Origin of the sequence: Acidovorax sp. LjRoot74, from assembly GCF_964254355.1 — a bacterium.
In the GTDB taxonomy this organism is placed as follows: Bacteria; Pseudomonadota; Gammaproteobacteria; order Burkholderiales; family Burkholderiaceae_C; genus Acidovorax.
Genome location: NZ_CAXUTI020000001.1, coordinates 3293067 through 3319182 on the forward strand (window position 1 = coordinate 3293067; position 26116 = coordinate 3319182).

The 26116-nt window shown below is 65.9% G+C and carries 22 protein-coding genes; 10 read left to right on the forward strand and 12 right to left on the reverse strand.

The window, feature by feature from the left end; all coding sequences use genetic code 11:
• Positions 1-8: 8 nt before the first annotated feature.
• Both ACSQ3O_RS15365 and ACSQ3O_RS15370 read left to right on the forward strand, forming a co-directional pair.
• Entirely contained in the window at positions 9-1094 is a 1086-nt protein-coding gene (locus ACSQ3O_RS15365; protein ID WP_436139522.1) for a phosphotransferase, read from the forward strand.
• A 74-nt stretch (positions 1095-1168) separates the two neighbouring features.
• Complete coding sequence (locus ACSQ3O_RS15370) at positions 1169-2443, forward strand: acyl-CoA dehydrogenase family protein (protein WP_436139523.1); 1275 nt, start codon at positions 1169-1171, stop codon at positions 2441-2443.
• Between the two features lie 1176 nt (positions 2444-3619).
• Here the strand turns inward: ACSQ3O_RS15370 and ACSQ3O_RS15375 are convergent.
• Complete coding sequence (locus ACSQ3O_RS15375) at positions 3620-4342, reverse strand: hypothetical protein (RefSeq protein WP_436139524.1); 723 nt, start codon at positions 4340-4342, stop codon at positions 3620-3622.
• 243 nt (positions 4343-4585) lie between these two features.
• On the opposite strand from ACSQ3O_RS15375, the gene ACSQ3O_RS15380 reads away from it, so the two are divergent.
• Positions 4586-5206: a hypothetical protein gene (locus ACSQ3O_RS15380; RefSeq protein WP_436139525.1), complete on the forward strand. Its 621-nt coding sequence runs from the start codon at positions 4586-4588 to the stop codon at positions 5204-5206.
• Between the two features lie 53 nt (positions 5207-5259).
• Here the strand turns inward: ACSQ3O_RS15380 and ACSQ3O_RS15385 are convergent, their stop codons facing one another.
• The 3 genes from ACSQ3O_RS15385 to ACSQ3O_RS15395 form a co-directional block, all read right to left on the reverse strand.
• Positions 5260-6270: an asparaginase gene (locus ACSQ3O_RS15385; RefSeq protein WP_436139526.1), complete on the reverse strand. Its 1011-nt coding sequence runs from the start codon at positions 6268-6270 to the stop codon at positions 5260-5262.
• A 23-nt stretch (positions 6271-6293) separates the two neighbouring features.
• Complete coding sequence (locus ACSQ3O_RS15390) at positions 6294-8840, reverse strand: penicillin acylase family protein (RefSeq protein ID WP_436139527.1); 2547 nt, start codon at positions 8838-8840, stop codon at positions 6294-6296.
• A gap of 108 nt (positions 8841-8948) precedes the next feature.
• Positions 8949-9878, reverse strand: coding sequence for an adenylate/guanylate cyclase domain-containing protein (locus ACSQ3O_RS15395; protein ID WP_436139528.1), 930 nt, complete (start codon positions 9876-9878; stop codon positions 8949-8951).
• A gap of 377 nt (positions 9879-10255) precedes the next feature.
• Here ACSQ3O_RS15395 and ACSQ3O_RS15400 point away from each other — a divergent pair, with 377 nt between their 5' ends.
• Positions 10256-10618 (forward strand): hypothetical protein, encoded by a 363-nt coding sequence (locus tag ACSQ3O_RS15400; protein ID WP_298457791.1) that lies wholly within the window; start codon positions 10256-10258, stop codon positions 10616-10618.
• Between the two features lie 49 nt (positions 10619-10667).
• On the opposite strand, the gene ACSQ3O_RS15405 is transcribed toward ACSQ3O_RS15400, so the two are convergent.
• The 4 genes from ACSQ3O_RS15405 to ACSQ3O_RS15420 all read right to left on the reverse strand — a co-directional run bounded on the left by ACSQ3O_RS15405 (position 10668) and on the right by ACSQ3O_RS15420 (position 14860).
• On the reverse strand, positions 10668-11651 hold the full coding sequence (locus ACSQ3O_RS15405) for an LD-carboxypeptidase (protein ID WP_436139529.1): 984 nt from the start codon (positions 11649-11651) through the stop codon (positions 10668-10670).
• A gap of 55 nt (positions 11652-11706) precedes the next feature.
• Positions 11707-13134 carry a tRNA adenosine(34) deaminase TadA gene (tadA, locus tag ACSQ3O_RS15410; protein ID WP_436139530.1) on the reverse strand — a complete coding sequence of 476 codons (1428 nt, stop codon included), beginning with the start codon at positions 13132-13134 and terminating at the stop codon, positions 11707-11709.
• Between the two features lie 61 nt (positions 13135-13195).
• On the reverse strand, positions 13196-13447 hold the full coding sequence (locus ACSQ3O_RS15415; RefSeq protein WP_436139531.1) for a hypothetical protein: 252 nt from the start codon (positions 13445-13447) through the stop codon (positions 13196-13198).
• Between the two features lie 258 nt (positions 13448-13705).
• Complete coding sequence (locus tag ACSQ3O_RS15420) at positions 13706-14860, reverse strand: branched-chain amino acid ABC transporter substrate-binding protein (RefSeq protein WP_137748072.1); 1155 nt, start codon at positions 14858-14860, stop codon at positions 13706-13708.
• A gap of 199 nt (positions 14861-15059) precedes the next feature.
• Between ACSQ3O_RS15420 and ACSQ3O_RS15425 the strand changes: the two genes are divergently transcribed.
• From ACSQ3O_RS15425 to ACSQ3O_RS15435, 3 genes are all read left to right on the forward strand, one after another.
• Complete coding sequence (locus ACSQ3O_RS15425; RefSeq protein ID WP_436139532.1) at positions 15060-17093, forward strand: peptidase U32 family protein; 2034 nt, start codon at positions 15060-15062, stop codon at positions 17091-17093.
• A gap of 205 nt (positions 17094-17298) precedes the next feature.
• A complete protein-coding gene (locus ACSQ3O_RS15430) occupies positions 17299-18582 on the forward strand; it encodes an O-acetylhomoserine aminocarboxypropyltransferase/cysteine synthase family protein (RefSeq protein WP_137748074.1) in 1284 nt (427 codons plus the stop codon).
• An 83-nt stretch (positions 18583-18665) separates the two neighbouring features.
• A complete protein-coding gene (locus ACSQ3O_RS15435) occupies positions 18666-19127 on the forward strand; it encodes an energy transducer TonB (RefSeq protein WP_436139533.1) in 462 nt (153 codons plus the stop codon).
• A gap of 21 nt (positions 19128-19148) precedes the next feature.
• Here ACSQ3O_RS15435 and egtB read toward each other — a convergent pair whose 3' ends face one another.
• Together egtB and egtD are read right to left on the reverse strand one after the other, a co-directional pair.
• Positions 19149-20399: an ergothioneine biosynthesis protein EgtB gene (egtB, locus tag ACSQ3O_RS15440; protein ID WP_436139534.1), complete on the reverse strand. Its 1251-nt coding sequence runs from the start codon at positions 20397-20399 to the stop codon at positions 19149-19151.
• Positions 20400-20410: 11 nt separating this feature from the next.
• Positions 20411-21331: an L-histidine N(alpha)-methyltransferase gene (egtD, locus tag ACSQ3O_RS15445; protein ID WP_298457809.1), complete on the reverse strand. Its 921-nt coding sequence runs from the start codon at positions 21329-21331 to the stop codon at positions 20411-20413.
• A gap of 470 nt (positions 21332-21801) precedes the next feature.
• Between egtD and ACSQ3O_RS15450 the strand changes: the two genes are divergently transcribed.
• The 3 genes from ACSQ3O_RS15450 to ACSQ3O_RS15460 all read left to right on the forward strand — a co-directional run bounded on the left by ACSQ3O_RS15450 (position 21802) and on the right by ACSQ3O_RS15460 (position 24293).
• Complete coding sequence (locus ACSQ3O_RS15450) at positions 21802-22344, forward strand: protocatechuate 3,4-dioxygenase (RefSeq protein WP_249368185.1); 543 nt, start codon at positions 21802-21804, stop codon at positions 22342-22344.
• Between the two features lie 54 nt (positions 22345-22398).
• A complete protein-coding gene (locus ACSQ3O_RS15455; protein WP_436139535.1) occupies positions 22399-23430 on the forward strand; it encodes a metal-dependent hydrolase in 1032 nt (343 codons plus the stop codon).
• Positions 23431-23648: 218 nt separating this feature from the next.
• Positions 23649-24293 (forward strand): LysE family translocator, encoded by a 645-nt coding sequence (locus tag ACSQ3O_RS15460; RefSeq protein ID WP_436139536.1) that lies wholly within the window; start codon positions 23649-23651, stop codon positions 24291-24293.
• A gap of 67 nt (positions 24294-24360) precedes the next feature.
• On the opposite strand, the gene ACSQ3O_RS15465 is transcribed toward ACSQ3O_RS15460, so the two are convergent.
• Positions 24361-24951: an OmpW/AlkL family protein gene (locus ACSQ3O_RS15465; protein WP_436139537.1), complete on the reverse strand. Its 591-nt coding sequence runs from the start codon at positions 24949-24951 to the stop codon at positions 24361-24363.
• A gap of 130 nt (positions 24952-25081) precedes the next feature.
• The gene (locus ACSQ3O_RS15470; protein WP_436139538.1) at positions 25082-26068 is read right to left on the reverse strand and encodes a DUF808 domain-containing protein; all 987 of its coding nucleotides are present in this window, start codon (positions 26066-26068) and stop codon (positions 25082-25084) included.
• Positions 26069-26116: the final 48 nt, after the last annotated feature.

Genomic DNA, 26116 nt, shown 5'->3' on the forward strand with positions numbered 1-26116 from the left:
CTTCTCTCATGAGCAACTTTGACCATTTCGTTGGCACCCGGCCCGTTTCTGACCAGCACGCGTTTGACACTGCCGCGCTGAGCACCTGGCTCGCACAGAACATGAAGGGCTTTGCGGGCCCCCTGACGGTGGAGATGTTCAAGGGCGGGCAGTCCAACCCCACCTACAAGCTCATCACGCCCACCACCAGCTATGTGATGCGCGCCAAGCCCGGCCCGGTGGCCAAGCTGCTGCCCTCGGCACACGCCATCGAGCGTGAATTTGCCGTGATGAGCGGCCTGTATGGCACCGACGTGCCCGTGCCGCGCATGTTTGTGCTGTGCGAAGACGAATCGGTCATCGGCCGCGCCTTCTACGTGATGGAGTGCATGCAGGGACGCGTGCTGTGGGACCAGTCCCTGCCCGGCATGTCGCAGGCCGAGCGCGGCGCGATTTACAACGAAATGAACCGCGTGATCGCCGCGCTGCACACCGTGAAGTTTGCAGACCGGGGCCTGGCCAGCTACGGCAAACCCGGCAACTACTTCGAGCGCCAGATCGGCCGCTGGAGCAAGCAATATGTCGCCTCCATCACGCAGCCCATCCCCGAGATGGACAAGCTCATGGAATGGCTGCCCGCGCACATGCCCGCCAGCGCGCGGGACGAGGGGCAAGTGTCCATCGTGCATGGCGACTATCGCCTGGACAACCTCATGTTCCACCCCACCGAGCCCCGTGTCATCGCCGTGCTCGACTGGGAGCTTTCCACCCTGGGCCACCCCCTGGCCGACTTCAGCTACCACTGCATGAGCTGGCACATCCCCGCCGCCATGGGCCGGGGCATTGCAGGCCAGGACCTGGCGGCGCTCGGCATCCCCAGCGAAGACAGCTACATCCGCCTGTACTGCGAGCGCACCGGTATCGCGACGCCCGAGGCGCTGCGGGCCGACTGGAACTTTTACCTCGCCTACAACATGTTCCGCATCGCGGCCATCCTGCAGGGAATTGCCAAGCGCGTCGAGGCGGGCACTGCTTCCAGCGCGCAGGCCAAGGCCTCGGGCGACACCGCGCGGCCTATGGCAGAACTGGCCTGGTCGTTCGCACAGCGCGGCTGAGCACGCGGCAAGGGCGCCACAGCAAAGACACTGGCAAAAACGCCGCCCCACGATTACCAACGGAGAAGAAACCCATGGACTTTGACTACTCGCCCAAAACCAAGGAACTGCAGGCCAAGCTGCTCCAGTTCATGGACGACCACATCTACCCGAACGAAGCCACGTACACCGCCGAACTGGCGGCCAACACGGCTGCGGGCAAGCGCTGGAGCGCGCTCAAGACCATCGAAGACCTCAAGCCCAAGGCCCAGGCCGCAGGCCTGTGGAACCTGTTTCTGCCGGTGGACAGCGCAGCCGCCTCGGGCTACAACGGCGCGGGCCTGACCAACCAGGAATACGCCCCCCTGGCCGAAATCATGGGCCGCGTGCCATGGGCGAGCGAGGTCTTCAACTGCTCGGCCCCCGACACTGGCAACATGGAAACCATTGCGCGCTATGGCGACGAGGCCAACAAGGCCCGCTGGCTCAAGCCCCTGCTCGAAGGCAAGATCCGCTCGGCCTTCGCGATGACCGAGCCCGATGTGGCATCGAGCGACGCGACCAACATCGAGACGCGCATCGAGCGCGACGGCGACGAGTACGTCATCAACGGCCGCAAGTGGTGGATCTCAGGCGCCGCCGACCCGCGCTGCTCGGTGTTCATCACCATGGGCAAGACCGACCCCGAAGCGCCTCGTCACTCGCAGCAGAGCATGGTGCTGGTGCCAGCTGACGCCAAGGGCATCACCATCATCCGCCCGCTGAACGTGCTGGGCTATGACGACGCACCGCACGGCCACGTCGAGATGACCTTCGAGAACGTGCGCGTGCCCGTCTCCAACATCCTGCTGGGCGAAGGCCGTGGCTTCGAGATCGCACAAGGGCGCCTTGGCCCCGGCCGCATCCACCACTGCATGCGCCTCATCGGCCTGGCCGAACGCGCGCTGGAACTGATGTGCAAGCGCGCCTCCTCGCGCACCGCCTTCGGCAAGACCGTGGCCCAGCAAACCGTAACGCAAGAGCGCATCGCTGAAGCCCGCTGCAAGATTGACATGGCCCGCTTGCTCACGCTCAAGGCCGCCTGGCTGATGGACGTGGCCGGCAACAAGGTCGCCAAGACCGAGATCGCCATGATCAAGGTGGTGGCGCCCAGCATGGCCTGCCAGGTGATCGACTGGGCCATGCAGGTACATGGCGGCGGCGGCATGAGCGACGACTTCCCGCTGGCCTACGCCTACGCCGGCGCGCGCACCCTGCGCTTTGCCGACGGCCCGGACGAAGTGCACCGCAACGCAATCGCCAAGTGGGAGCTGGGCAAGTACGGCACCTACGGCCGCGATGCGGGTGTGCCTATCACGCGCGGGGCTTGATCAGAGGCACTCTCTGCCTGAGGCCCTGCGGGCCTCCCTTCCCCGCTCTTGCGTCACCACGCGCTGCGAGCGGGGAACGCCGCCCTCGCTGCTGGGCGGCTTTTGCTCGGTGGCGCTGGCAGAAGTCGCGTGAGGTTCCAACGGTGTGTTGCCGCAATACACCGTGAATTTCCGCTTGGGGCCCGAAGCAGACGCCCCACGGCAGGCTCTGAGGTCTCGATCAAATCTTCTTGAGAGCTTCATTTCTCCGCGAAATAGCCACCTCGTAGGCCCCCCAGAGCGTGAGCACCAAGCCAATCAAACCGAAGCCGACTGCGACCCCGTGGGGGCCCAAGTGCGCGTACATAAACTCTTTGAGCCAGCCCCATCTACCCGTGAAAGGCCCCACGGACGGCTGGAGGTATTCAAGCCAGGCCAACAAACCTGCGCACATGCCCAATCCAACCTCTACCCAGCCTCTCTCCTTAGCGCTGAAGGGCCGCTGCAGGTGCTTACTCACCAGATCGTTGTCAGCACTCATCTAGGCCCTTTCTAAGTGGCTGCTCTTGGCCGGATTCTGCCCCATGGCGAGGGGCGCTAGCGGGCTGAGGGCTATCCTTCAGCCAAGGCACGAAAGCAGTTTTATGATGAGCTAAGAACCATGCGATGGCCCAACTCCGTGCGCAAGCTATGGTGTTTGTAACGAATTCGCTCACGGACTTGATCCAGTACCAGATATGGCGTGCGGGTTGGTGCCGTCTAAATTACCTTCAGTGTCATGAGTCTTGGCCTTTGGACTGCTTTGTGGGTGCTCAATACATGCTTTACATGGTGGGTCGTGTGGGGTGGAGGCGCGTCTTGGTTTGAGGGTTGGCGCGCATGGCTGATCATCGATTGGTTCTTGGCTAATTGGTGGATTGCCGAGCAGATCGCGCTCTACACGCTCATCTGCTGGGTTGGTCACACAATTTGGTTTCTTGTTGGGTTGTTTGTGCCGGAAGCGCGAGGGTTCCATTGGTAACGGCTCGAGCTAATGTGCCTTGCGCAAGCCGTGTACGTTGAGCGTCCGCTTCACCCAAACATCACTGGCTGGTTATGGCCGAGAGCAGATATGGTCTTTTCGAATCTGCGATCAGCCTGCAACCTTAGACGAGGACTGCAAAGTCCAGTCGTTGCTAAGTCTGTTGCTTCACCCCCCTACCGCTCCACATTCGGCAAATCATCCGGCCCCGCCACCGACATGGGCGGCAGGTTCTGCATGGCGGCCTGGGCGCCTATCAGCAGCATCTGGGTGGCGTGTGCGATCTCGGGCAGGCTGCGCTGTGTGTGCTCCATGCGCAGGTAGACCTTGCCGCGCACCAGCATCAGCACCAGGGGGGACTGCGCACTGGCAGCGCTGTGTTCGCCTTCCAGAAAGTTGAGCAGCTGCGACACCACGGGCGCGTGGATCCAGCGCTGGGCAACTTCGATGCGCTCGGCAATAACCGCGAAATGCTGGCAGAAGGATGCGGGCAGGCCGGGCCAGGTCATCTCTTCGTACATGGCCAGCCAGCGCATCTCTTCGGGCAAGTTGGCGTTCACCGTGGTCTGCAGCGTGTCGGTGATCGCGTTGTAGGCGCTGCCCTCCAGGGCCTCATGCAAGGAGCGGTTGAGCACCATCACGGCGGCATCCGGGTCGGCGCCTACGTCGGCGCGACCGCGCAGCTCCAGGCCACGCACGTAGTCGCGTGTGGGGGCGCCGCATTCCAGCCGCCAGGGGTGGCCGCCCACATCGCCGCCGAGGTCGAAGTGCCCCTCGGTGGCGGACGGCACGATGGCCAGCTGCTGCGAGGCAGCCCAGCGGGCCACCTCCTTGTTGGTGATGGGCCGGGTGGCGGAGCCGCCGGACGGACTGAAGGCTTTGCGCAGGCGATCGAACATGGCCAGGGGGGAAGCGAATGCTTCGCAAGAGTCGCGGGTACAGGCATTATTGGGGGCATTGGCTGCTGGAGATAGCCCCCGAGGGTCAAAAGCCCCCTGAGTTGCCCGCAGAGCCTTACCCCGAAGGGGGGGCACGCACTAGGCGGCCTGGCGAAGCCAGATTCACGGGTGCGCTGGCCCTGCGCAGCGCCGGTTTTGTCAGCTTTGGGGGCGCAGCATTTTGCCAATTTGCATGTTTTCGCAATGAACCGCCGCCTTGTCCTTTCTGCCCTGGGTTGCACTCTGGCCTTCGCTCCACTGGCCGCCCTTGCGCTGCCCGCCGATGCCTCGGCCACGGCCCGCCAGCTGGTGCGCTGGGCCACGGCCACGGGCGACCACCAGGGGCTGCCTTTTGCGGTGATCGATAAGCCCTGGGCCCGCATCCATGTGTTTTCAGCCCAGGGGCAGTGGCTGGGCAGCGCGCCGGTGCTGCTGGGCGCGGCGCGGGGCGACCGGTCGGCGCCCGACCTGGGCACGCGCCCACTGGCGCAGATCCGGCCGGAGGAGCGCACCACCCCCGCAGGCCGCTTTGTGGCCGAGCCAGGCCGCAACCTGCGCGGGGAAGACATTGTGTGGATCGACTACGACTCGGCCGTGTCGCTGCACCGGGTGCGCAGCGTCAGCGCCTCAGAGCGCCGCCACCAGCGCCTGGCCAGCGGCAGCGCGCGCGACAAGCGCATCAGCTATGGCTGTGTGAATGCGCCCGAAGCGTTCTACAACCAGTTCATCGCCCCGCTGTTCGGGCAGGGCCCCGGGGTGATCTATGTGCTACCGGACACGGAGCCACTTGCTACATTTTTCATAGCTGCCAGCGCTTATCCATAGCGCGGAGACGGCACTTTTTATTCAAATTTTCCGCCTGAGAAGACCCTGGCGGCTCAGCCCGCCCGTTGCAGCCGGAACACCGCACGGCGCCCACCCACCGCGAGCCCCCGGGCGTTGACGATGTGCGCCGAGCGCCGCCGCGCCAGCGCCTCGCGCTGGCCAGCGTCCAGCCAGCCGAGCTGGTCCATCACCTCGACGGCGGCAGCCACCTGGGCCACCATGTTGCCGTCCATGATCTTGAGCGCAAAGGCCTCGCCCCGGCTGCGGCTGCCCACCACCTGCACGCCGTCGGCGCCGGTCTTGGACACCCAGTCGCCCTGCCCCACCTGCATGAAGTCCAGGTCGTGCCGACCCGTGCCCGAGCCCAGCTCGGGCCGCGCCACCATGGCGTCGGCCAGTGTGGTCAGGCTTTCGTACAGGTCGGTGTCAGGCGCGCCACCGGCCAGCCGGGCATAGCCCCGGGCCAGGTGCGCAAGCGGCATGGCGTAGTTGGGCGCCGAGCAGCCGTCGATGCCCATGGCCAGCTGATCGGGGGCAAGCCCCACCGCCTGCGCCACATGGTTGCGGATGGCCACCTGCAGCGGGTGGGCTGGATCGAGGTGGCCCTCCAGCGGCAGCCCCTGCCGCGCGCAATGCGCCACAAAACCCGCGTGTTTGCCGCTGCAGTTGTTGTGGCGTTCGTCGGGCACAAAACTCTGGGGCAGCGTGCCCAGGCCCAGCTCGGCAAACAAGGGACGGTGGCAGCCGCAGCGCAGCGCGCGGTAGTCTTGCCCCACGCTGGCCAACATGCGGTCGGCCTGCTCCACATGCATGGGCTCGCCGTTGTGGCTGGCGCACAGCAGCGCCAACTCGCCCTGCCCCCAGCCCAGCGCGCGTGCACCGCCCGACTGCATGAAAGGCAGCGCCTGGAACGCCTTGATGGTGGAGCGGGTGAAGGTGACGGTGTACGGGTCGCCCACCTGCGCCAGCACCTGCCCCTGGCGGTTGGCAACGGCCACCGCGCCCCAGTGCTGGCACTCGGGCAGGCCACCCCGGGTGACTTCGATCAACGGTACAAAACCCATGGCGATGCGTCCTTGCAGCGGCCTCAGCGCGCGGTGGTGGGAAGGGTTGCAGGGGCCAGCGTGAGGCTGTGCACCCAGCGCGCGGGCTGGCGCTGCAGGGCGCGGTAGCCGGTGTCGGCCCAGGTGGTGCTCATGTCGCGGTAGCGCGGCGAAAACACCAGGCCGCTCTGGCCCGTCTGGTAGATGAAGCGCGACTGTTCCAGGTCGGCCAGGTCGTATACCGCGCGCAGCGAGGCGGCATGGCGGTTCACATACGGGCCCTTGGCCTCGCCCGCGTTGTACTGGCCCACGTTCACGGTGTACGAGTCTCCGTGCGATGGCACGCTCACGTCAAAGAAACGCGCCAGCGCGGGCACATTGCCAAAGGGCCGGTGCACGCTGAGCGCAGGGTGCGCGGTGCCCCAGCGCCACTGCGCGGGGTCTGCACCGTATGCAGCCTGCAGGCGATCGAGCGCGCGGCCCAAAGCGGCGGCGGATTGCTCCGCGCAGGTCGCAGGCTGGCACCACCAGGTGTCGTCGCGCTCCAGGATGCCCTCCAGCGCCGCACGGTAGTCGCGCTTGCCGTAGGTGGCCTTGAAGCGGTCGTCACCAATCCGCGGGGTGATGAGGCCACGCGCCAGTTCGTCCGTCCAGGCCACGAAGATCAACGGAGCAGCCCGGCCCGCGTCCATCACGCCGTCAAAGCCCTGCAGCTCTTTCTGCGCAGCGGCGGCCAGCGTGTGCGTGGACTGCGCCTGCTGCAGGTGCGGCAACAAGCGCCGCGTGGCGAGCGAGGCCACGTCGCGGTGGATGGCCTGCATGCTGGCTGCGTCGTGCTTGGGGGTCGCCTCGATGAGCTGAGCGATACGGTCGTAGCGGTAGGGCAAGGCCCAGTCCTGCGTGAGGAAATGCGGGTAGCCAGGGGCCGTCACGCGTTGGTTGGCAGTAGCCACCCAGCCCTTGCCACCATCGTCCTGCGGGGTTTGTTCATAGGGCAGCCAGCCCTTCCAGTCGTAGCGCGCATCCCAGCCGGGCGATGGCGCCACGCCCCGAATGTCGTTGGCCGCATCGCGCACCGGCACCCGGCCAGCGGCCTTGAAGCGGATGTTGCCTTGATCGTCGGCGGCCACCACGCTCTGCATGGGCGAATGGTAGTGGGCCAGCCCCGCAAAGAGTTCATCCACGCTCTGGGACTGGTTGGTCTGGAAGCCCGCCAGCACGGTCTGGTTATCGTCATCCAGCGCGCTCCAGCGCAGCGCCAGCACGTATTTGCCCAGGTCCAGCACCTCGGCGTGCGACTTCTGCACATCGCTCAGCACCGGCCCGTGGCGGGTGCTGCGCAGCTGCAGCACCACGTCGGCGGCGCCCTTGACGCGGATGGTCTCCTTGCGCACGGTGAACGGCGCCCAGCCCTCGGGCGTGCGGTACTGCGTGGCGTCGGCGGGGTTGATCTGCTCCAGGTACAGGTCCTGCACATCCGGGCCGGTGTTGGTGAAGCCCCAGGCCACCTTGTCGGTGCGGCCCAGCACCACAAAGGGCAGGCCCGGCAAGGTGGCGCCCACCGCGTCGATGGCAGCGATGGGCGTGCCGTCCGAGGCCTGCCCTGCGGGCGCCTGCAGCCCGGCAAAGTACCAGATGGCCGGGGCCGACAGGCCCAGGTGCGGGTCGTTGGCAAGCAATGGTTTGCCGCTCACGGTGCGCGAGCCCGCCAGCACCCAGTTGTTGCTGCCCTTGCCTTCGTTGGTGCCCGCGTTGCGGGTCAACTCGTCGGCCCAGGCCAGCATGCCAGCGCTGATCTGGCGCGCCAGCGGGCCGCCTGCTGCATGGTTGGAGGCTTGGGCCGTGCGGTCTTGCGCTGCTGCGGTGGAGCCCGCATCTGCAGCGCGGTACACACCCAGTTGCCGGTACAGCGCTGCCAGGTCGGCCGACGCCGCAGGCTTTTCGCCCGGATAGGGTGGCATCAGCTGCCAGAGGCGATCGGTATCGAGCGTGCGCGCCACCGACAGGCGCGCAAACTCGGTACCCCAGTTGCCGCCCAGGTCCAGCGCCATCATCAGCGCCCAGCCCACGCTGTCTTCGGGCTCCCACACCGCCCCCTGCGCGCCGCCAGGCTGCACGCCCAGCACATGGAATTCGGGCGGCAGCGCCTGTGGGCGATTTTTATGGAAGGCGTGGATGCCCTGGCTGTAGGCCTGCAGCGCGTCCTTGGCGTACTGGGGCAGGCCTGCGTACTGGCGTTTGGCCACGCCTGCGATGTCGAGCGCGCGCATGAGCTTGTCAGTTTCGACTGTGGCGGAACCAAACACCTCGGACAGCTCGCCATGCATGACGCGGCGGTTGAATTCCAACTGCCAGGTGCGTTCTTGGGCATGCACATAGCCCATGGCAAACCAGGCGTCCTGCGGGGTCTGTGCGCGCAGATGGGTCACGTCCGACGGATCGCGCTGCACATGCACGGCGCCGCGCAGCCCAGCTACCTGCAGCGTGCCATCCACCACCGCAAAGCTGCGCTGCACATACACCGCCGCCCCCGCGCCCGCCAGCAAGGCCGCCACCACCAGCCCAACGGCCGTCCGCTTCATCCACGCCATGTGTTGTGTCTCCTGTAAATGTGTTGACTGCCAGGGGGACCCGGTGCGCAGCACGCGCGGGCTGCGGCACACCGCTTGCGCCCCCTTGTACCCCCTTATGCCCGGCGTTCAGCCCAGGTGCACGCTGGTGCCCACCACCTGGAAGCTCATGACCGGCGCGCTGGGCTCGGTGAAAGGTACCCCCAGCGCTATCTGCCCCGTGCCGTGCAGGATGCAGGCATCACGGCGCAGCCGCACGGGCGAGGCGCTGCCTTCAAAACGCACCCAGGTGCCAAAGCTGCTCATGTCGGTGAGCACAAAACCGCTGTTACGCCAGTCGATGCGCGCATGCAGGCGTGACACCCGGGGGTCGTTGATGCACAGCTGCGCGTGGTTGGCGCGCCCCACATGCACCGGGGCGTCCGACGAGGTAAACGACATGCTCACGCCATGCCACGAGAACTGGATCTGCCCCAGGATCGAATCCACCGGGGCAAAGCTGCTGACCAGCGCGGCCTGCATGGTGAGGGAGTCTGGCGCCTCGTCCTCGCGCCACTCGACGTGGTAGAGCATGAGCGCCTCGGCCTTGCCACGGATTTCCATGAGGCCCAGCTTGCGGTACCAGGCATCGGGGGCGGTGCCTGCGAGCAGCACCGTGGTCTCGGTGGCCCAGATCTCGGCGGGCCCGGCCCGTTCGCAGAGGCGGGAGGCCACGTTGACGGCATCTCCATAGCAGTCGCCATCCACATCCAGCACCTCTCCACTGGCCACACCCACGCGGATGTCCATACGCAGCGGCTGTGGCCAGCGGCCCAGCCGCTCGTTGTGCTGGCGAAGCATGGTGGAGGTGGCCGATACCGCAGCGGCTGCATCGCCAAAAATGCACAACACGCCATCCCCCAGCTTTTTGACGACCCGACCGCCATGGGTTTCTATGGTGTCGGCAATCCACTGGGTGACCTGGGTCACGGCTTCCGTGGCGCGCTCGTTGCCCAGCGTTTCATACAACGAGGTGCTGCCCGAGATGTCCGCGAAGACCACCGTTGACAGCACACTCATGAACGATGGCCTATTAGTAACATCATGTGAATCAGTTTAGTGCAAGCTCAACGAAGACGCACCCACCGAAGCGTTAACAATCCTGCACAGCTTGTTGTGACCCTGCCCAGGCATCCCAGCCCACCAGCGACCAGACAGACACCAAGCAGCCGGACACGAATGCAACCCGCCTGGTGGCCTCCCCGTCCAGTCAAAACACAGGCGTCGCCATGCGGCGTCAGGGAGCTGCAAGCCATCGCGCCAAATACGTAAAAATTCGCAACAAACAGGACTGACGTGTTGTCTTTATGCAAAAACAGGAGCACGACCCTTGCGTCAATCCTCGCCCCCGCTTAACTTGACCGACCCTGTTACAAAAACCGTTGTGCGCCCTGCCCATGCGCTGGAACAAACCCAATCTCCGCAACAACCTGCACGACCTGCTGGGCCGTGACAAGCCGTCTTCGACGGCCTGGGTGCGCGACCAGGGGCTGGAGGAAGTCCGCCAGGCCATGCTGCAGGGCCTGATGGGTTTGTCGGGCTGCGAGGTGGCCCGCATGAACATGCGGCTGCGGTATGCAGGCGACATCGAGGCGTTGTGGTATCTGCGCACCGACCTGTTTGAAACCCTCGTGCCCTTGCGGGGGCAGGCCGTTGCACAAAAGGTGCTGGACCACATCACCCCCTTCTTCCAGGGGCAACTGCCCCTGTCCCTGCGCACACCCCAGGTGCCGCAGGAGCCGCGCTTCCGCAACTACTAAGCCCGGCCGTCAGGTGACCCTGCAGCGCAGCAGGGCTCAACCCCCAGTCTCAGTGCTGGTGTCCCCAGTAGATCAGCGCATCCCGCGCCTCGACCGACAGCGACACCGTTGCCCCCACCGGCAGCAGCACCTTGGTCTCGACATGCCCGAACGGCAGGTTGGTCAGCACCGGGGCCTTGATCTGGCTGCGCAGCCAGTCCACCACCGACTGCAGCTTGTAGCCCTTGTCGTGCGGCGCCAGCTTGAAGTTGGTGAACTGCCCCAGCACCACGGCCTTTTGCTGGGCCAGCACACCGGCGTGCAGCAGCTGGGTGAGCATGCGCTCGATGCGGTAGGGATGCTCGTGCACGTCCTCCAAGAACAGCAGCCCGCCCTTGATCTGCGGCAGATACGGCGTGCCCACCAGCGAGGCCAGCACCGACAGGTTGCCGCCCCACAGGGTGGCGCTTTTCACGTACATGTTGGGCACGGCGGGCTTGCCCGTGGTGGCGTGGGGCTTCTCGTTGTGCATGCGCCAGCCCGTGCCTTCACCGTGGCCGGTGAGCAGGTCGTCAAAGCAGGCTTCCATGATGTCGTCGGGCTCGCCCGCCACGCCAAAATCCGCCCCCAGCGAGGGGCCCGCCCAGGTGGTGGCGCCGGTCTTGGCCAGCACTGCCAGCTGAAAGGCGGTGAAGTCGCTCACACCCACAAAGTGCGTGCCCTTTTCGATGGCTTTGGCCACCGCCTTGTAGCGGATGCCTGGCAGGATGCGCGTGAGGCCATAGCCCCCACGCGAGATCAGCGCCACATCGGCACCACTGGTAGCAGCGCGGTGGATGGCCGCCAGCCGCGTCTCGTCGTCGCCCGCAAAACGCGTGTGGGTGGCCAGCGCATCGGTGTCCACCTCGACCTCATGGCCCAGGGCCTTCAGGCGGGCCAGGCCGCGCTTGAAAGCCGCTTTGTCGCGCACGGCGCTGGAGGGTGAATAGATGTAGATGTGCTTGGGACCGTGGTCGTGGTGGCACTGCGAATGGTCGTGATCGTGGTCGTGCAAAGCGCTCAGGCCCGCCGGGGGCCTGCTCCGTCAAAAAAAGGGGGCCGGTGCCATGTCAGCCGCTGAGGCGGCTGGCACCGGGAAACGAGAAGTATTCCACAGCCCGTGCAGCGATCGCCTCGCCGTGCTCCTGCACAAAGTGCCCCGCATCTGGCAGCACCACGGGTTCAGGACAGCCCTGGATGGTTTGCTGCAGAGCGCGCATGGTGGACAGGCCCAGCACCGGGTCTTGGGCGCCCACCACCATCAGGCTCTGGCCCCGCCATTGGTGTTGCCAGAATTCGCGGGCCGTGCGCGACAGGGCTGCGCCCGGATCTTCGGTGGCGGCGGGTACGCGCTCCGGGAACGCGCGCAGCGCAGCGCGGTAGCCTTTGTCGGGAAACGGTGCGTCGTAGGCCGCACATTCGGCAGACGTCAGGTGCGGGTTGCCACGCGCCAGCAGGCGCCCTACCCCATACAGCGGCTTGTCGCGGCACATCGCACGCCAGTCCACAAAACCCTTGGGCAGGGGCACGTCGCCCGTGGCCAGCAAGGTGTTCATCACCAGCAAACCGCTGAACCGCTCGGGCATCGCCATGGGCAGGGTCAGGCCCAGAATGCCGCCCCAGTCCTGCACCACCAGCACCACATTGCGCAGGTCCAGCCGCTCCACCAGCTCCATCAGCACCTGGCGGTGCCATTCGAACTGGTGGGCGCCCTCTTTCTTGGGTTTGTCGCTTTTGCCAAAGCCGATCAGGTCGGGCGCCACCACGCGGTCGCCTGCAGCCAGAAAGGCAGGCAGCATGCGGCGGTACAGGTAACTCCAGGCCGGGTTGCCATGCAGGCACAGCCAGGTGCGGGGCGCAATCATCGGGTCTGGCGGGCCCTCGTCCAGATAGTGCAAACGCAGGCCCGCCAGGCTGGGCAGGTCGCTGACATATTGCGGCGCCCAGGGGTAGCCCGGCAAGTCTGCAAACGCCGCATCGGGCGTGCGCAGGGCATCGTCGCGCAGCGGGTGGCGGGCCAGCGCTTCGGTGCGCCGCTGGCGGCGGCGCTGCACAAAAAAGCTGCTGAGCAGGCCGCCACATTCTTCGGCCAGCACGCCGCCCAGCACCTCGGTCTGGTGGTTGATCTCGGCATGGCCAAACAGGTTGAGCACCGAGCCCGCCGCACCCGTCTTGGGCTCTGTGGCGCCATACACCACCCGCGCCAGGCGCGCATGCAGCATGGCGCCGCTGCACATGGCGCAGGGCTCCAGCGTCACATACAAACTGCAGCCGTCCAGGCGGTAATTGGCGAGGCGCTGGGCCGCTGCGCGCATTGCCACGATCTCGGCGTGGGCCGTGGGGTCGTGGCCCTGCACGGGGGCATTGCGACCCGTGGCGATCACCTGGCCGTCCTTCACCACGATGGCGCCCACAGGCACCTCGCCCGCCTGCGCGGCTGCCTGCGCCTCGGCCAGGGCCAGGCGCATCCAGTGGGTGTCGTCGGGTTTTTCGCCCATCATTTCAATATTGATAGCAATAAAATGAATACAGCCGAGCGGAAGCGGCCATTTTTATTCATTATTTGGCGGCGTCCTCGGGCATGGGGCGGGCCTGCTGCATCAGGCTTTCCATTTGCTGCTTGACCTGTTGCTGCACCTGCTGGCTTTGCTCGCGCACGGTGGCCGGGGGTGCCGATGCGGGAGCGGCCCCGGGCGCCACGGTCTGCAGCGCGGGCACCGGCGCACGCGTGGCAGACAACTGCTTCTTGGCCAGCAGGCCCACGATGGCCAGCACCACGACCAGCCCGACCAATCCAAACACTGCACGCATAAGCCTGCTCCTTGTTGGGCAACAACAGCCCCTTTGCTACGCGCCCGACTGTAAAGGCAAACCCCGCACGCAAAAAAGGCCGCTCGCGGCGGCCGTCAGGTGCAGCGCAAAGGCCGCAGAGGGAGTGAACTTTTGTAGCGAGCGGCTGCCAGGCCAGGCGGACGGAGCGCAGGAACCGGAGCGTACTGCCTGTACGTGAGGATTCCGAGCACCGCCCAACGACGCATGGCGGCCTCGCAGTAGAAAGGTCTCCCCCTCTCAGTTCAGCGCCACGCGGCTGCCGTCCTTAAAGGTGTAGAGCGTCACGGCGGGTGTCGTCAACTCGCCCTTGCTGGTGAACGCGATGTTGGCAGTCACGCCCTTGTATTCGGTCTTGGCCAGGAACGGTGTGAACACCTTGGGGTCCACCGAGTTGGCGCGCTTCATCGCGTCGGCCAGCACCATGGCGGCGTCATACGCGTAGGGGCTGTAGATCTGGAACTGGCCAGGGAACTTGGCATCGTAGCGCTTCTTCCAGTCCGAACCGCCCTGCATCTTGTCCACCGATGCACCTCCGGTGGCGCAGGTCACGTTCTTCAGGGCCGGGGTCTTGCCCGACAGCTCGGGCAGCTTTTCGGTGCACAGCGCGTCGCCACCAAAGTACTTCACGTTGCCCAGGCCCAGCTGCTCCATCTGGCGCAGCATGGGGCCGGCCTGGGCGTCCAGGCCACCGTAGAAGATCGCGTCGGGCTTCTTGTTCTTGATGGCGGTGAGGATGGCCATGAAGTCGGTGGCCTTGTCGTTGGTGAACTCCTCGGCCACCACTTTCAGGCCCTTTTGTTGCGCCGTGGCTTTGAAGACCGAGGCCACGCCCTGGCCGTAGGCCGTGCGGTCGTCGATGATGGCCACGCTCTTGAGCTTCTGGTGGTCTGCGCCAAACAGCGCCAGCGCTGCGCCCAGCGCGTTGTCGTTGGCGATCAGGCGGAAGGTGGTCTTGTGGCCGGGCTTGGTCAGGTCGGGGTTGGAAGCCGAGGCCGTGATGTGCGGCAGATCGCACTTGGCGTAGACGGCCGATGCAGGAATGGACGTGCCCGACTGCAGGTGGCCCACCACGCCTGCGACCTTCTGGTCGCACAGCTTCTGCGCCACGGCAGTGGCCTGGCGCGGGTCGCCCGCGTCGTCTTCGGCCGCAATTTCAAACTTGATCTTCTTGCCGCCGATGACGAGGTTCTGGGCGTTCAGGTCGTCAATGGCCAGACGCACACCGTTTTCGGTGTCTTTGCCGATGTGGGCAATGCCGCCCGACACGGGGCCCGCGTGGGCGATCTTGACGGTTTGCACGTCCTGAGCAGAAGCCAAGTTGGCGGCCAGCGCGATGGCGGTCAGCGCAGAAATGCGGAACAGGGGCGAGGAAGCAAAAGCAGGACGAAGCACGGTACGAGGTCTCCAGAATCAGTCAAAGCAGGCATGTTGTGCACCGATCTTGTACACAACAAGTCCAGCATCCTAGCCATGCCAGCGGTCATTCGCTGCACTTGCTATGCAAACTTAGCAATTTGCTCCGGCATTAACCACGCTAATGGGCAGACCTCCCCCAGGCATATTGCGGGGCACGCTGGGATAATCACGCCCCATGTCTCTCCTGCCCCACCAGCTCGAACTGCTCTCCCCCGCCCGCGATGCCGACATTGGCATCGAAGCCATCAACCACGGCGCCGATGCCGTCTACATCGGCGGCCCGGCCTTTGGCGCACGCGCGAGCGCGGGTAACGACATCCGGGACATCGAGCGCCTGGTGAAACACGCGCACCGCTTCAACAGCCGCATCTTCATCACACTCAACACCATCCTGCGCGACGATGAACTGGAGGCCGCGCGCCAGATGGCCTGGCAGGTGTACGAGGCGGGCGCTGACGCACTGATCATCCAGGACATGGGCCTGCTCGAAATCGACCTGCCCCCCATCCAGCTGCACGCGAGCACCCAGACCGATATCCGCACGCCCGAAAAGGCCCGCTTTCTGCAGGACGCAGGCCTGTCGCAGATCGTGCTGGCGCGCGAGTTGACGGTGCAGCAAATTGCGGCCGTGCACAAGGCCCTAGGCCCAGTGGATGCGCCCGGCCGCGCCAACATCGAGTTCTTCATCCACGGCGCGCTGTGCGTGGCCTACAGCGGCCAGTGCAACATCAGCCATGCGCAAACCGGCCGCAGCGCCAACCGCGGCGACTGCAGCCAGGCCTGCCGCCTGCCCTACCAGGTGACCGACGCGCAGGGCCGCTTCATTGCGCACGACAAGCATGTGCTCTCGATGAAGGACAACAACCAGAGCGACAACCTGCGCGCCCTCATCGACGCGGGCGTGCGCAGCTTCAAGATCGAGGGGCGCTACAAGGACATGGGCTATGTGAAGAACATCACCGCCCACTACCGCACGCTGATCGACGAGATCCTGGAAGAGCGCGAGAGCGCCGGCCGTCCGCTGTCGCGCTCGTCCAGCGGCGCCACCACCTTCACCTTCACGCCCGACCCGCTGCAGAACTTCAACCGCGAGTTCACTGACTACTTCGTGACCGGCCGCAAGGAAGACATCGGCGCCTTCGACACCCCCAAGAACCCCGGCCAGGCCATCGGCTGGGTGACCAAGGTGGGCCCCGACTTTGTGGAGCTGGAAGTGAGCGACCCCGCCACCGTGCTGCACAACGGCGACGGCCTGTGCTACTACGACCTGCACAAGGAACTGGTGGGCATGGCCATCAACGTGGCCGAGCCCGTGTCGGCACGGTCCGTGGGCCAGTGGCGCGTGTACCCCAAGGACCCGATGGACGGCTTCAGGGACCTGCGCAAGGGCACCGAAGTCAACCGGAACCGCGACATGGATTGGGTGCGCACGCTGGAGAAAAAATCCAGCGACCGCCGCATCGGCCTGTGGGCGCACCTGAGCGAAACGCCTTCGGGTTTCAGCCTGATGCTGACCGACGAGGACGGCAACGTGGGCTGTGCCGACGTGCAGCAGCCCCACCAGCCAGCCACCGATACCGGCAAGGCCGAGGCCAGCCTGCGCGAGCAACTGGGCCGCTTTGGCGCAACGGTGTTTGCGGTGCACGACATTGCGCTGCAGCTCTCGCAGCCCTGGTTTGTGCCCGCATCGGTGCTCAACGCCCTGCGCCGCGATGCGGTGGCCGACCTGGAGGCGAACCGTGCCCGCAACTTTGCCCGCCTGCCGCGTGCCACACCGGTGGAGCCCCCTGCGCCCTACCCTGAGGACACGCTCTCGTTTCTCGGCAACGTGTTCAACCACAAGGCGCATGACTTTTACGTGCGCCACGGCGTGAAGGTGATCGATGCGGCCTACGAGGCGCACGAAGAGGAAGGCGAAGTCAGCCTCATGATCACCAAGCACTGCGTGCGCTTCAGCATGAGCCTGTGCCCCAAGCAGGCCAAGGGCGTGACCGGCGTGCAGGGCACCGTCAAGGCCGAGCCGCTGATGCTCATCAACGGCAAAGAAAAGCTCACACTGCGCTTTGACTGCAAGCCCTGCGAGATGCACGTGGTGGGCAAGATGAAGAAATCGGTGCTCAACCAGCACGCCAAGGAGACGGAGGCGCTGGCCGTGCCGCTGCAGTTCTACCGCACACGGCCTGACTCCACAGCAGTATCAAAGGCGTAGCTGTTTGCGCTTGTTGCATAAGCGCCAGAGGCCAAAAAGACCCCGAATGCGCGTGCAGGCGCCGCGCATAAGCTCATAGCCAACGATTCGACCCACGCGCACCGCTCCGGTGCAAGAATGGCTGCCGCCGCCCTGCCACGCAGGCAGAGGCGGTCCCGCACAGCGCCCGCTGTCCCCCATTCTTGCCACCAGGAGAAACGTCCGCATGAAGATCGAAACCCTTGCCGTCCACGCTGGCTACAGCCCCGACCCCACCACCAAGGCCGTGGCCGTGCCGATCTACCAGACGGTGGCTTACGCGTTTGACAGCGCCCAGCATGGCGCGGACTTGTTCGATCTGAAGGTGCCGGGCAACATCTACACCCGCATCATGAACCCCACGACCGACGTGCTCGAAAAGCGTGTCGCGGCGCTCGAAGGCGGCATCGCCGCGCTGGCCGTGGCCTCGGGCATGGCGGCCATCACCTACGCCATCCAGACTATTGCCGAGGCGGGCGACAACATCGTGTCGGCCAGCACGCTGTATGGCGGCACCTACAACCTGTTTGCCCACACCCTGCCGCAGCAAGGCATCATCACCCGGTTTGCCGACCCGCGCGATCCGGCCAGCTTCGCGCAGCACATCGACGCGCGCACCAAGGCTATCTTTATCGAGTCCATCGGCAACCCGCTGGGCAACGTGACCGACATCCGCGCGCTGGCCGATGTGGCCCATGCGCACGGCATCCCGCTGATTGTGGACAACACGGTGCCCAGCCCCTACCTGCTGCGCCCCATCGAGCACGGCGCCGACATCGTGGTGCATTCGCTCACCAAGTACCTGGGCGGCCACGGCAACAGCGTGGGCGGCGCCATCGTGGACAGCGGCAAGTTCCCGTGGGCCGAACACAAGGCCCGCTTCCCGCGCCTGAACGAGCCCGACGTGAGCTACCACGGCGTGGTCTACACCGAGGCACTGGGCCCCGCCGCCTTCATCGGCCGCGCGCGCGTGGTGCCGCTGCGCAACACGGGTGCGGCGCTGTCGCCGCAAAGTGCATTCCTGATCCTGCAAGGCATTGAGACCCTGGCCCTGCGCATGGACCGCATCTGCGACAACACACTGGCGCTCGCAAAGTACCTGCAAAGCCACCCCAAGGTGGAATGGGTGCGCTACGCGGGCCTGCCCGACCACCCGGACCACGCGCTGGTGCAGCGGCAGTCGGGCGGCAAGGCATCGGGCATTTTGAGCTTTGGCCTCAAGAGCTCTGATGCGAACCCGCGCGCAGCCGGGGCGCGCTTCCTCGATGCGCTGCAGCTCTTCACGCGCTTGGTGAACATCGGCGATGCGAAGTCGCTGGCGACGCACCCGGCGTCCACCACCCACCGCCAGCTCAACCCCGAAGAGCTGGCCAAGGCGGGCGTGAGCGAAAGCATGGTGCGCCTGTCGGTGGGCATTGAGCACATCGATGACCTGCAGGCTGACCTGGTGCAGGCACTCGACGCTGTCTGAACCATCGGCAACCGCCGACCCCGGTTGCGGGATACTGGAGGGCCTGCCCCGCAGATCGCGGGGTGCCCTGATTCAAGATCGCCATGTCCCACCTATCCCCTCTTGCACCGATCACTCTCGGCCTGCTGCTACTGACCGGCTGCAGCTCCACCCCATCCATTCCGCCGCGCGGAGCGGATGTGACCGATTCCCACGTCGCCAGTTTCCGCCAGAAGCAAGACGAGCAACTGTTGCAAAAGCAGGTGTCGCCTCCGCTGGATGCGCCTTTGACGCTGCTGGAGGCGCCGCCACCGCGCTACCCGTCCTTCCTGCTGAATGACACCTCGCTCCAAGCACGCGGCGATGTGACGGTGTCGTTCGAAATCATGCCCAGCGGGCTGGTCGGCACTGTTCGCGTGCTGTCGGGCACGGGGGATGATGCCCTGCACAAGCCAGCGATCGACGCGGTGCGCCGCTGGAAATTTGCCCCACTGCTACGCAACGGGGAACCTGCCCGTCTCATCCTGCAGCACACCTTCCGCATGGACCCTGAGCGCGTCAGATAGCGCGGTAACGCCACTCATGCGTCACACGTCACGCGCAAGGCGCAGGCCACTGTATTGCCAGCGTGCCGTGGCAGGGAAGAAATTGCGGTAGGTGCCGCGTGCGTGCCCCGGCGGCGTGGCGCAGGAGCTGCCGCGCAGCACGTACTGGTTGACCATGAACTTGCCGTTGTACTCGCCCACGGCGCCGTCGGCCGCGCGAAAGCCGGGGTAGGCGGCGTAGCTCGACTGCGTCCATTGCCAGGCGCTGCCGAAGAGCTGCTCCAGGGCCTGCCCATCTGCGCCATCCACCCCACCGGCCCCGCAGGCTTGCACCGCGTGCTCCCATTCGGCTTCGGTGGGCAAGCGTGCACCCACCCAGCGCGCATAGGCGTCCGCCTCGTAGTAAGACAGATGGACTGCCGGCAGCCCACCGTCCAAGGGCTGCAAACCGGCCAGGGTGAACTGGTGCCAGACGCCATCGCCCGACCGGTGCCAGTACAAGGGTTGGTCCAGGCCCCGCGCCACACGCCAGTCCCAGCCTTCGGCCAGCCAATGGACAGGGTTGCCATAGCCCCCGCCCTCCACGAACGCCATCCATTCCGCGTTGGTCACCAGCCGCGAAGCCAGCGCGTACGGGGCCAGGTAGGTGCGGTGGCGGGGCGCTTCGTTGTCGAAGGCAAAGCCATCACCGCGATGGCCGATGTCCACCAATCCGCCCTCCAGCATCAACCACCCAAAAGGTGCTTGCGCTGGCGCCAGGGTAAGGTCCCCGGCCTTGTCGGCATCGGTTCCGTACGCCGGATGTGTGGGGTTGCACGACAGCAGGTGCTTGATGTCCGTCACCAGCAGTTCCTGGTGCTGCTGCTCGTGCTGCAGGCCCAGCTCGATCAGCGCGCACAGCGCTGCGTTGTCCAGCACGGAGGGCAGCAGACGCCCCATGCGCTGGTCCACGTCGGCACGGTAGGCCAGCACTTCATCCAGTAGAGGGCGGGTGAGCAGCCCCCGGTGCGGGCGCGGGTGCTTGGCACCCACACCGTTGTAGTAGGAGTTGAACAGCACGCGGAAAGCCGGGTTGAACGGCGCAAAGCCCGGCTCGTTGGGCTCCAGCACAAAGGTCTCGAAGAACCAGGTGGTGTGCGCGAGGTGCCATTTGGCGGGGCTGGCGTCCGGCATGGACTGCGCACCGCAGTCCTCGGCCGACAGGGGCGCGACCAGCGCGCGGGTGTGCCCCCGCACGGCGGCATAGCGCGACAGCAGCACGGTGAGCGAGGCGCCAAAATCCATATTAGTCATACAAAAAACCTTCAGGGCCTAGCGTGCACCACCGCAAACCAGCCACGGTCGTCGGTCCACGCCTGGGCTTGCGAGAACCCAGCGCGCTCCAGCATGTCTGTGAATACGCGCAAGGGGTACTTGTAGCTGTTCTCGGTGTGGATGCGCTCGCCCTGGTCAAACCGGCGGCCCCCACCGGGCCAGCGCACCTCAAAGTCCGCCATGGCCTCCAGGTGCATCTCGATGCGCGACTCGCCCTGATTGAAGAAAGCGCGGTGCTGCCACTGCTCTACATCGAAGTTGCTGCCGATGAGCCGGTTCACATGCCGAAGCACGTTGCGGTTGAAGGCTGCCGTCACGCCCGCCGCGTCATCGTACGCGGCTTCCAGCACGTCCACGTCCTTGGGCAGGTCGATGCCAATCAGCAGGCCGCCGTCGTCGTCGATCAGCTCGCGCATGTGGGCCAGCAGGTCCAGCGCATGGGGCGGGTCAAAGTTGCCGATGGACGAGCCCGGGTAAAACACCAGCCGCCCGGTGCGCGGAATGTCGTCAGGCAGGGCCACGCCCTGCGTCATGTCGCCGCCCACGGCCCGCGCATCGAGGCCAGGGAAGTCGTCGCGCAGGCCCTGCACCGCCGCCTGCAGAAAGTCGGCCGAAATGTCCACCCCCACAAAACAGGCGGGCTGCACCAGCCGGCACAGCGTGCGGGCCTTCTGGCAGTTGCCCGCGCCCAGCTCGACCAGCGTGCGCCCCACGCCCACGGCGCGGGCGATGTCGGCCGCGTGCTGCTGCATGAGCGCGGTTTCGGTGCGGGTGGGGTAGTACTCGGGCAGGCGGGTGATTTCCTCGAACAAGCGGGAGCCATGCTGGTCGTAGAAATACTTGGGCGAAATGCTCGCGGGCCGCTGGTTCAGGCCACGTGTGATGTCGTCTGTGGGGCTGGGCAAAGGCATGGGTTGTGTCGAGGTGTCTCGCGCGGCGCATATGCACCGCTGGTTCATCCAACGGGACCGCCCTGGAGCCCTGTGCGCTCGCCCGCAGACCATCCCGCACCCGGGCGGGGGCATGCAACAACCCTACCGCCAGTCGGCCATTGTGCGCCGCCTCCATGACATTGTGTGCACACCATAAGCGGGCAGCGCCCGCGCGCCAGTCGGCAAGGCCAGGCGCTGCACCCCACAATGGACCAGCAAATGGGCAAATGGCCGGGCACTTTCGCCCGGCGCCTTGCTCCAACGCCGCTGTGTCTCCCCCTCAGCAGGAGTGCCCCATGCCTATCCGCCCGAGTCTCTGGTCATCCAGCCCGCTTTCTGCCCCCGCGACACACGCTGGCCGGGCCACAGGGCCCACGCGGCGGCGCCTGCTGCGGCAGGGACTGTGGGGCAGTGCCCTGGTGGTGGCCCCGGCCCTGGTGCCTGCGGCCATGGCGCAAGGGGCCCTGGCCCCCACGCCCCGCCAGACCGAGGGGCCGTACTACCCGGTCCGGCTCCCTGCGGACAGCGACGGCGACCTGCTGCGCAACGGCCTGATGCGCTATGTGGACGGCCAGCCCGTGTGGGTGGAAGGCCGGGTCACCGACACGCAGGGCGTGCCCCTGGCAGGTGGCACGGTCGAGATCTGGCAGTGCGATGCAGACGGCCACTACCACCACCCCGGCGATGGCAACAAGGCCGCCCCCGCATTCCAGGGCTTTGGCCGCGTGGTGCTGGGCCGCGACGGGCGCTACCGCTTTCGCACCATCCGGCCCGCGCCCTACACGGGGCGCACGCCCCACATCCACTTCAAGGTGCGCCTGCCCGAACGCGAGTTGCTGACCACACAGATGTATGTGGCGGGCGAGCCAGGCAATGCCAGCGACTTCCTCTGGCGCCGCTTGAGCGCAGCAGAGCGTGCGGCACTGACGGTACCGTTCGCCCCGTCGGCCGATGGCATGCGGGCCGAGTTTGCGCTGGTGGTGCAGGCCTGATCGGCTGCCAACCACCACAATCCAGAACCCCTTCTGTTCAACCCGCTCCACCGCATGGACTCCGTCACCCAACTTGTCCTGGGCTCTGCTGTCAGCATCGCCACCCTGGGCCGCCGTACCGCCGTGTGGAAGGCCGCGCTCTGGGGCGGCATTGCCGGCACGCTGCCCGACCTGGACGCGCTCATCGACCATGGCGACGCCATTCTCAACATGGTGCTGCACCGCTCGGAAAGCCATGCCCTGCTGTACCTCACCTTGCTGTCCGCGCCGCTGGCCTGGCTGGTGTCGCGCCTGCACCGGGAGCCCAGCCTCTTCACCCGCTGGTGGCTGGCGTTGTGGCTGGCGCTGGTCACCCACCCCTTGCTCGACTGGATGACGGTGTACGGTACACAGCTGCTGCTGCCCTTGACCAGCACGCCCTATGCCGTGGGCAGCGTTTTCATCATCGACCCGCTGTACACCCTGCCGCTGCTATTGGGCGTGCTGCTGGCGCTGCTGATGCGCCACGGGCGCGGCATTGCCTGGGCGCGCATGGGGCTGGTGCTGAGCACGGCCTACCTGGGCTGGAGTGTGGCTGCACAGCAGATGGCTACCCAGCGCTTCATAGCGGCCGCCCCCGTGCCACAGCTGGCGCCTGGGCGGTTGCTTGTCACGCCCGCGCCCTTCAACACCCTGCTGTGGCGCGCCGTGGCCGTAACGCCCTCGCACTACTACGAGGGCTACTACGGGCTGCTGGACGGCGACCGCCCCGTGCGCTGGACGGCCCATGAACGGGGCGCAGATCTGTATGCGCGCTACCAGGGCAACGCCCTGGTGGACCGTATCGCCCGGTTCAGCCACGGTTTCTTCAAGATGAGCGAGGCCGGGGGCGAAGTCTTCATCACCGACCTGCGCATGGGCAACGAGCCCACCTACACCTTTCACTTCAACCTGGGCACCCCTGCAGAGATGGCGGGCGGCCAGCGCCCCACCACCCAGCAGTGGCAACGGCCCGACCTGGCCGCCGCCCTGCCCTGGCTGTGGGCGCGCACGTGGGGGGCCGATGTGGTGCTGGCACCGCCGCAGGCAGCGCGCGGGCAGCCGTAGGAGCCCGCGCACTCAAGCACAGGTGTACTGCCCAAAGCAGCGGCATCTGTGCCTTGTGAAGAGGCTGCCTGCAGCCTACGCTGGACCTCTTCGCTATCGCAAAACCACGCCATGCCCCACCACCGCACAGGCTTCCATAAGAATCGACCGCCCAATGCCGCCGAAGCAATGATCAGCGCCGTAGCGCCACAGCCCTGCCAAGGCAGTGGGGTGGCCGTATGACACCCACCACCCTGCTGGTGTTCTCGTTGGTGGCGCTGGTGGCCATTGCCACGCCGGGCCCTACGGTGCTGCTGGCGCTGGCCAATGGCGCGCGCTATGGCGTGCGCCGCGCCTTGCCGGGCATGCTCGGCGCGGTGGTGTCCGACTTCGTGCTCGTGGGCGCCGTGGCGCTGGGGCTGGGCGCGTTGCTGGCCGCGTCGGAGTTCTGGTTCTCGGTGGTGAAGTGGCTGGGCGCTGCCTATCTGGCCTGGCTGGGGTGGCGGCTGCTGCGCTCCCAAGGCGGCCTGGACCTTGCATCCGCAGGGGACTCCCCGGGCGCCGCAGGGGCGGTAGCCACGCCGGGCGGCATCTTCCTGCGCTCGTTTCTGGTGGCGGTCACCAATCCCAAGGGCTATCTTTTCTGCTCGGCGCTGTTGCCGCAGTTCATCAATGCCAACGCACCACAGTGGCCACAGTACGCGGCCATTGCGGTGGTGTTTGCCAGCCTCGACTGTGTGGTGATGCTGGCCTATGCGCTGATCGGAGCGCGTGCCATCCGGCTGCTGCAACGCCGTGCAGTGCGGTGGCTGGACCGCTGCTGCGGGGGCGCGTTGCTGGCACTGGCCGCCTCACTGGCGTTGTACCGCCGCAGTGTGGGCTGACCAGCGCCGCCGCAAAGGCGCTTGCCGGGCGATGCCCGCCACCACCGGGGTGATGGCGAACGGCGCCTCAGAAGCGCCAACCCAGACCCACGCCCACCAGAACAGGGTCTACCTTGAAGGTGCCCAGCTTGGCACCACCCGCAGTCACATCGGTTTTGATGAAAACCTTCTTCACGTCAAAGTTGAGGTACAGGTTCTTGGCCAGCGGGATGTCCACGCCCACTTGCAGGGCGGGGCCGAAGCTGTTGCGGTCGATGTCCACACCGGCGGGCAGGTTCACGCTGGAGAAGCGCGTGTAGTTGAGGCCCGCACCCACATAAGGCTTGAAGCCAGAGACATCAAAGTGGTACTGCGCCAGCAGTGTCGGAGGCAGGTGCTTGAGCGTGCCGATGGCTGCGCCACCCGCGCTGAGCGTGTGCTTTTGCGGCACCGTGAGGATCAGCTCTGCCGCGATGTTCTTGTTGAAGAAGTACGTGATATCGACTTCAGGAATCGCCCTGTTGTTGACCGTGAGGCCCAGGGGCGTGCTGTCCTTGTTGGCGCTGTCCAGGTGCACCGCACGTGCACGGACCATCCAGGGGCCTTCAGCCTGTTGCGCCAGGGCAGCGCCAGAGGACAGGACACACAAGGCAGCTACAGCCAGCAGGTTCTTTTTCATGGTGATTTCGCATCGGTTAGACGGGGACGACCCCCGTGCATGTATTGAACCGCTGCACCTGCTCACCGGCCTTGCCCTAACTCAAGACCTCCGTACTAACCCTTAGACTTACATCAAGGCATACCCATTTTCACGCTGTGGACTTGCCGCGCAGGCGCTGCACCAGCATCACCCCGGCCAGCACCAGGCCACCGGCCACAATGCCCACCACCGCGTTGAGCAGGTTCTCTGCCACCACCTTCCACACCGCACCTGCGGGCCATTGGCCTGCAGCAGCAGCGGCGGCCTCGACGGCATGGTGAAGTGCGGGCACGCCGTGCACCAGAATGCCGCCGCCCACCAGGAACATCGCCGCCGTGCCCGCCACAGACAGGCCCTTCATCAACCAGGGCGCTGCACGCAGAATGCCCCTGCCCACGGCGCGCGCAGCGCTGCTGGCCTTGTTGCTGAGCCACAGGCCCAGGTCATCCAGCTTGACGATGCCCGCTACCAGGCCATACACGCCGATGGTCATGATCACCGCGATGCCCGACAGCACGGCCACCTGCTGCGCAAAGGGTGCAGCAGCCACGGTGCCGAGCGTGATGGCAATGATTTCGGCGGACAGGATGAAGTCAGTGCGCACCGCGCCCTTGATCTTGTCTTTTTCGAACGCCACCAGGTCCACCGCCGGGTTGGCATTGGCCTTGGCATGGCTTTCGTGTTCGGCAGCGTCCTCATGCTCAGCATGCAGCAGCTTGTGGGCCACCTTTTCAAAGCCCTCAAAACACAAGAATGCCCCGCCAACCATGAGCAGCGGGGTCACGGCCCAGGGCGCAAATGCGCTGATGAGCAGCGCGGCAGGCACCAGGATGATCTTGTTGATCATCGAACCCTTGGCAACGGCCCACACCACCGGAATCTCACGCTCGGCGCGCACCCCGGTCACCTGCTGGGCATTGAGCGCCAGATCATCCCCTAGCACCCCCGCCGTCTTTTGCGCAGCCACCTTGGTCATCACAGACACATCGTCTGCCATGGCCGCACTCTTCTTGGCCGCCACTTTGGTCATCACGGCCACGTCGTCCAGAATCGTGGCGATATCGTCAAGCAGGGCAAGCAGGCTGCCAGAGGCCATGGGAGGTCCTTGGAATGGATGAAAAGCGCCGACTATAGCAATGACCCA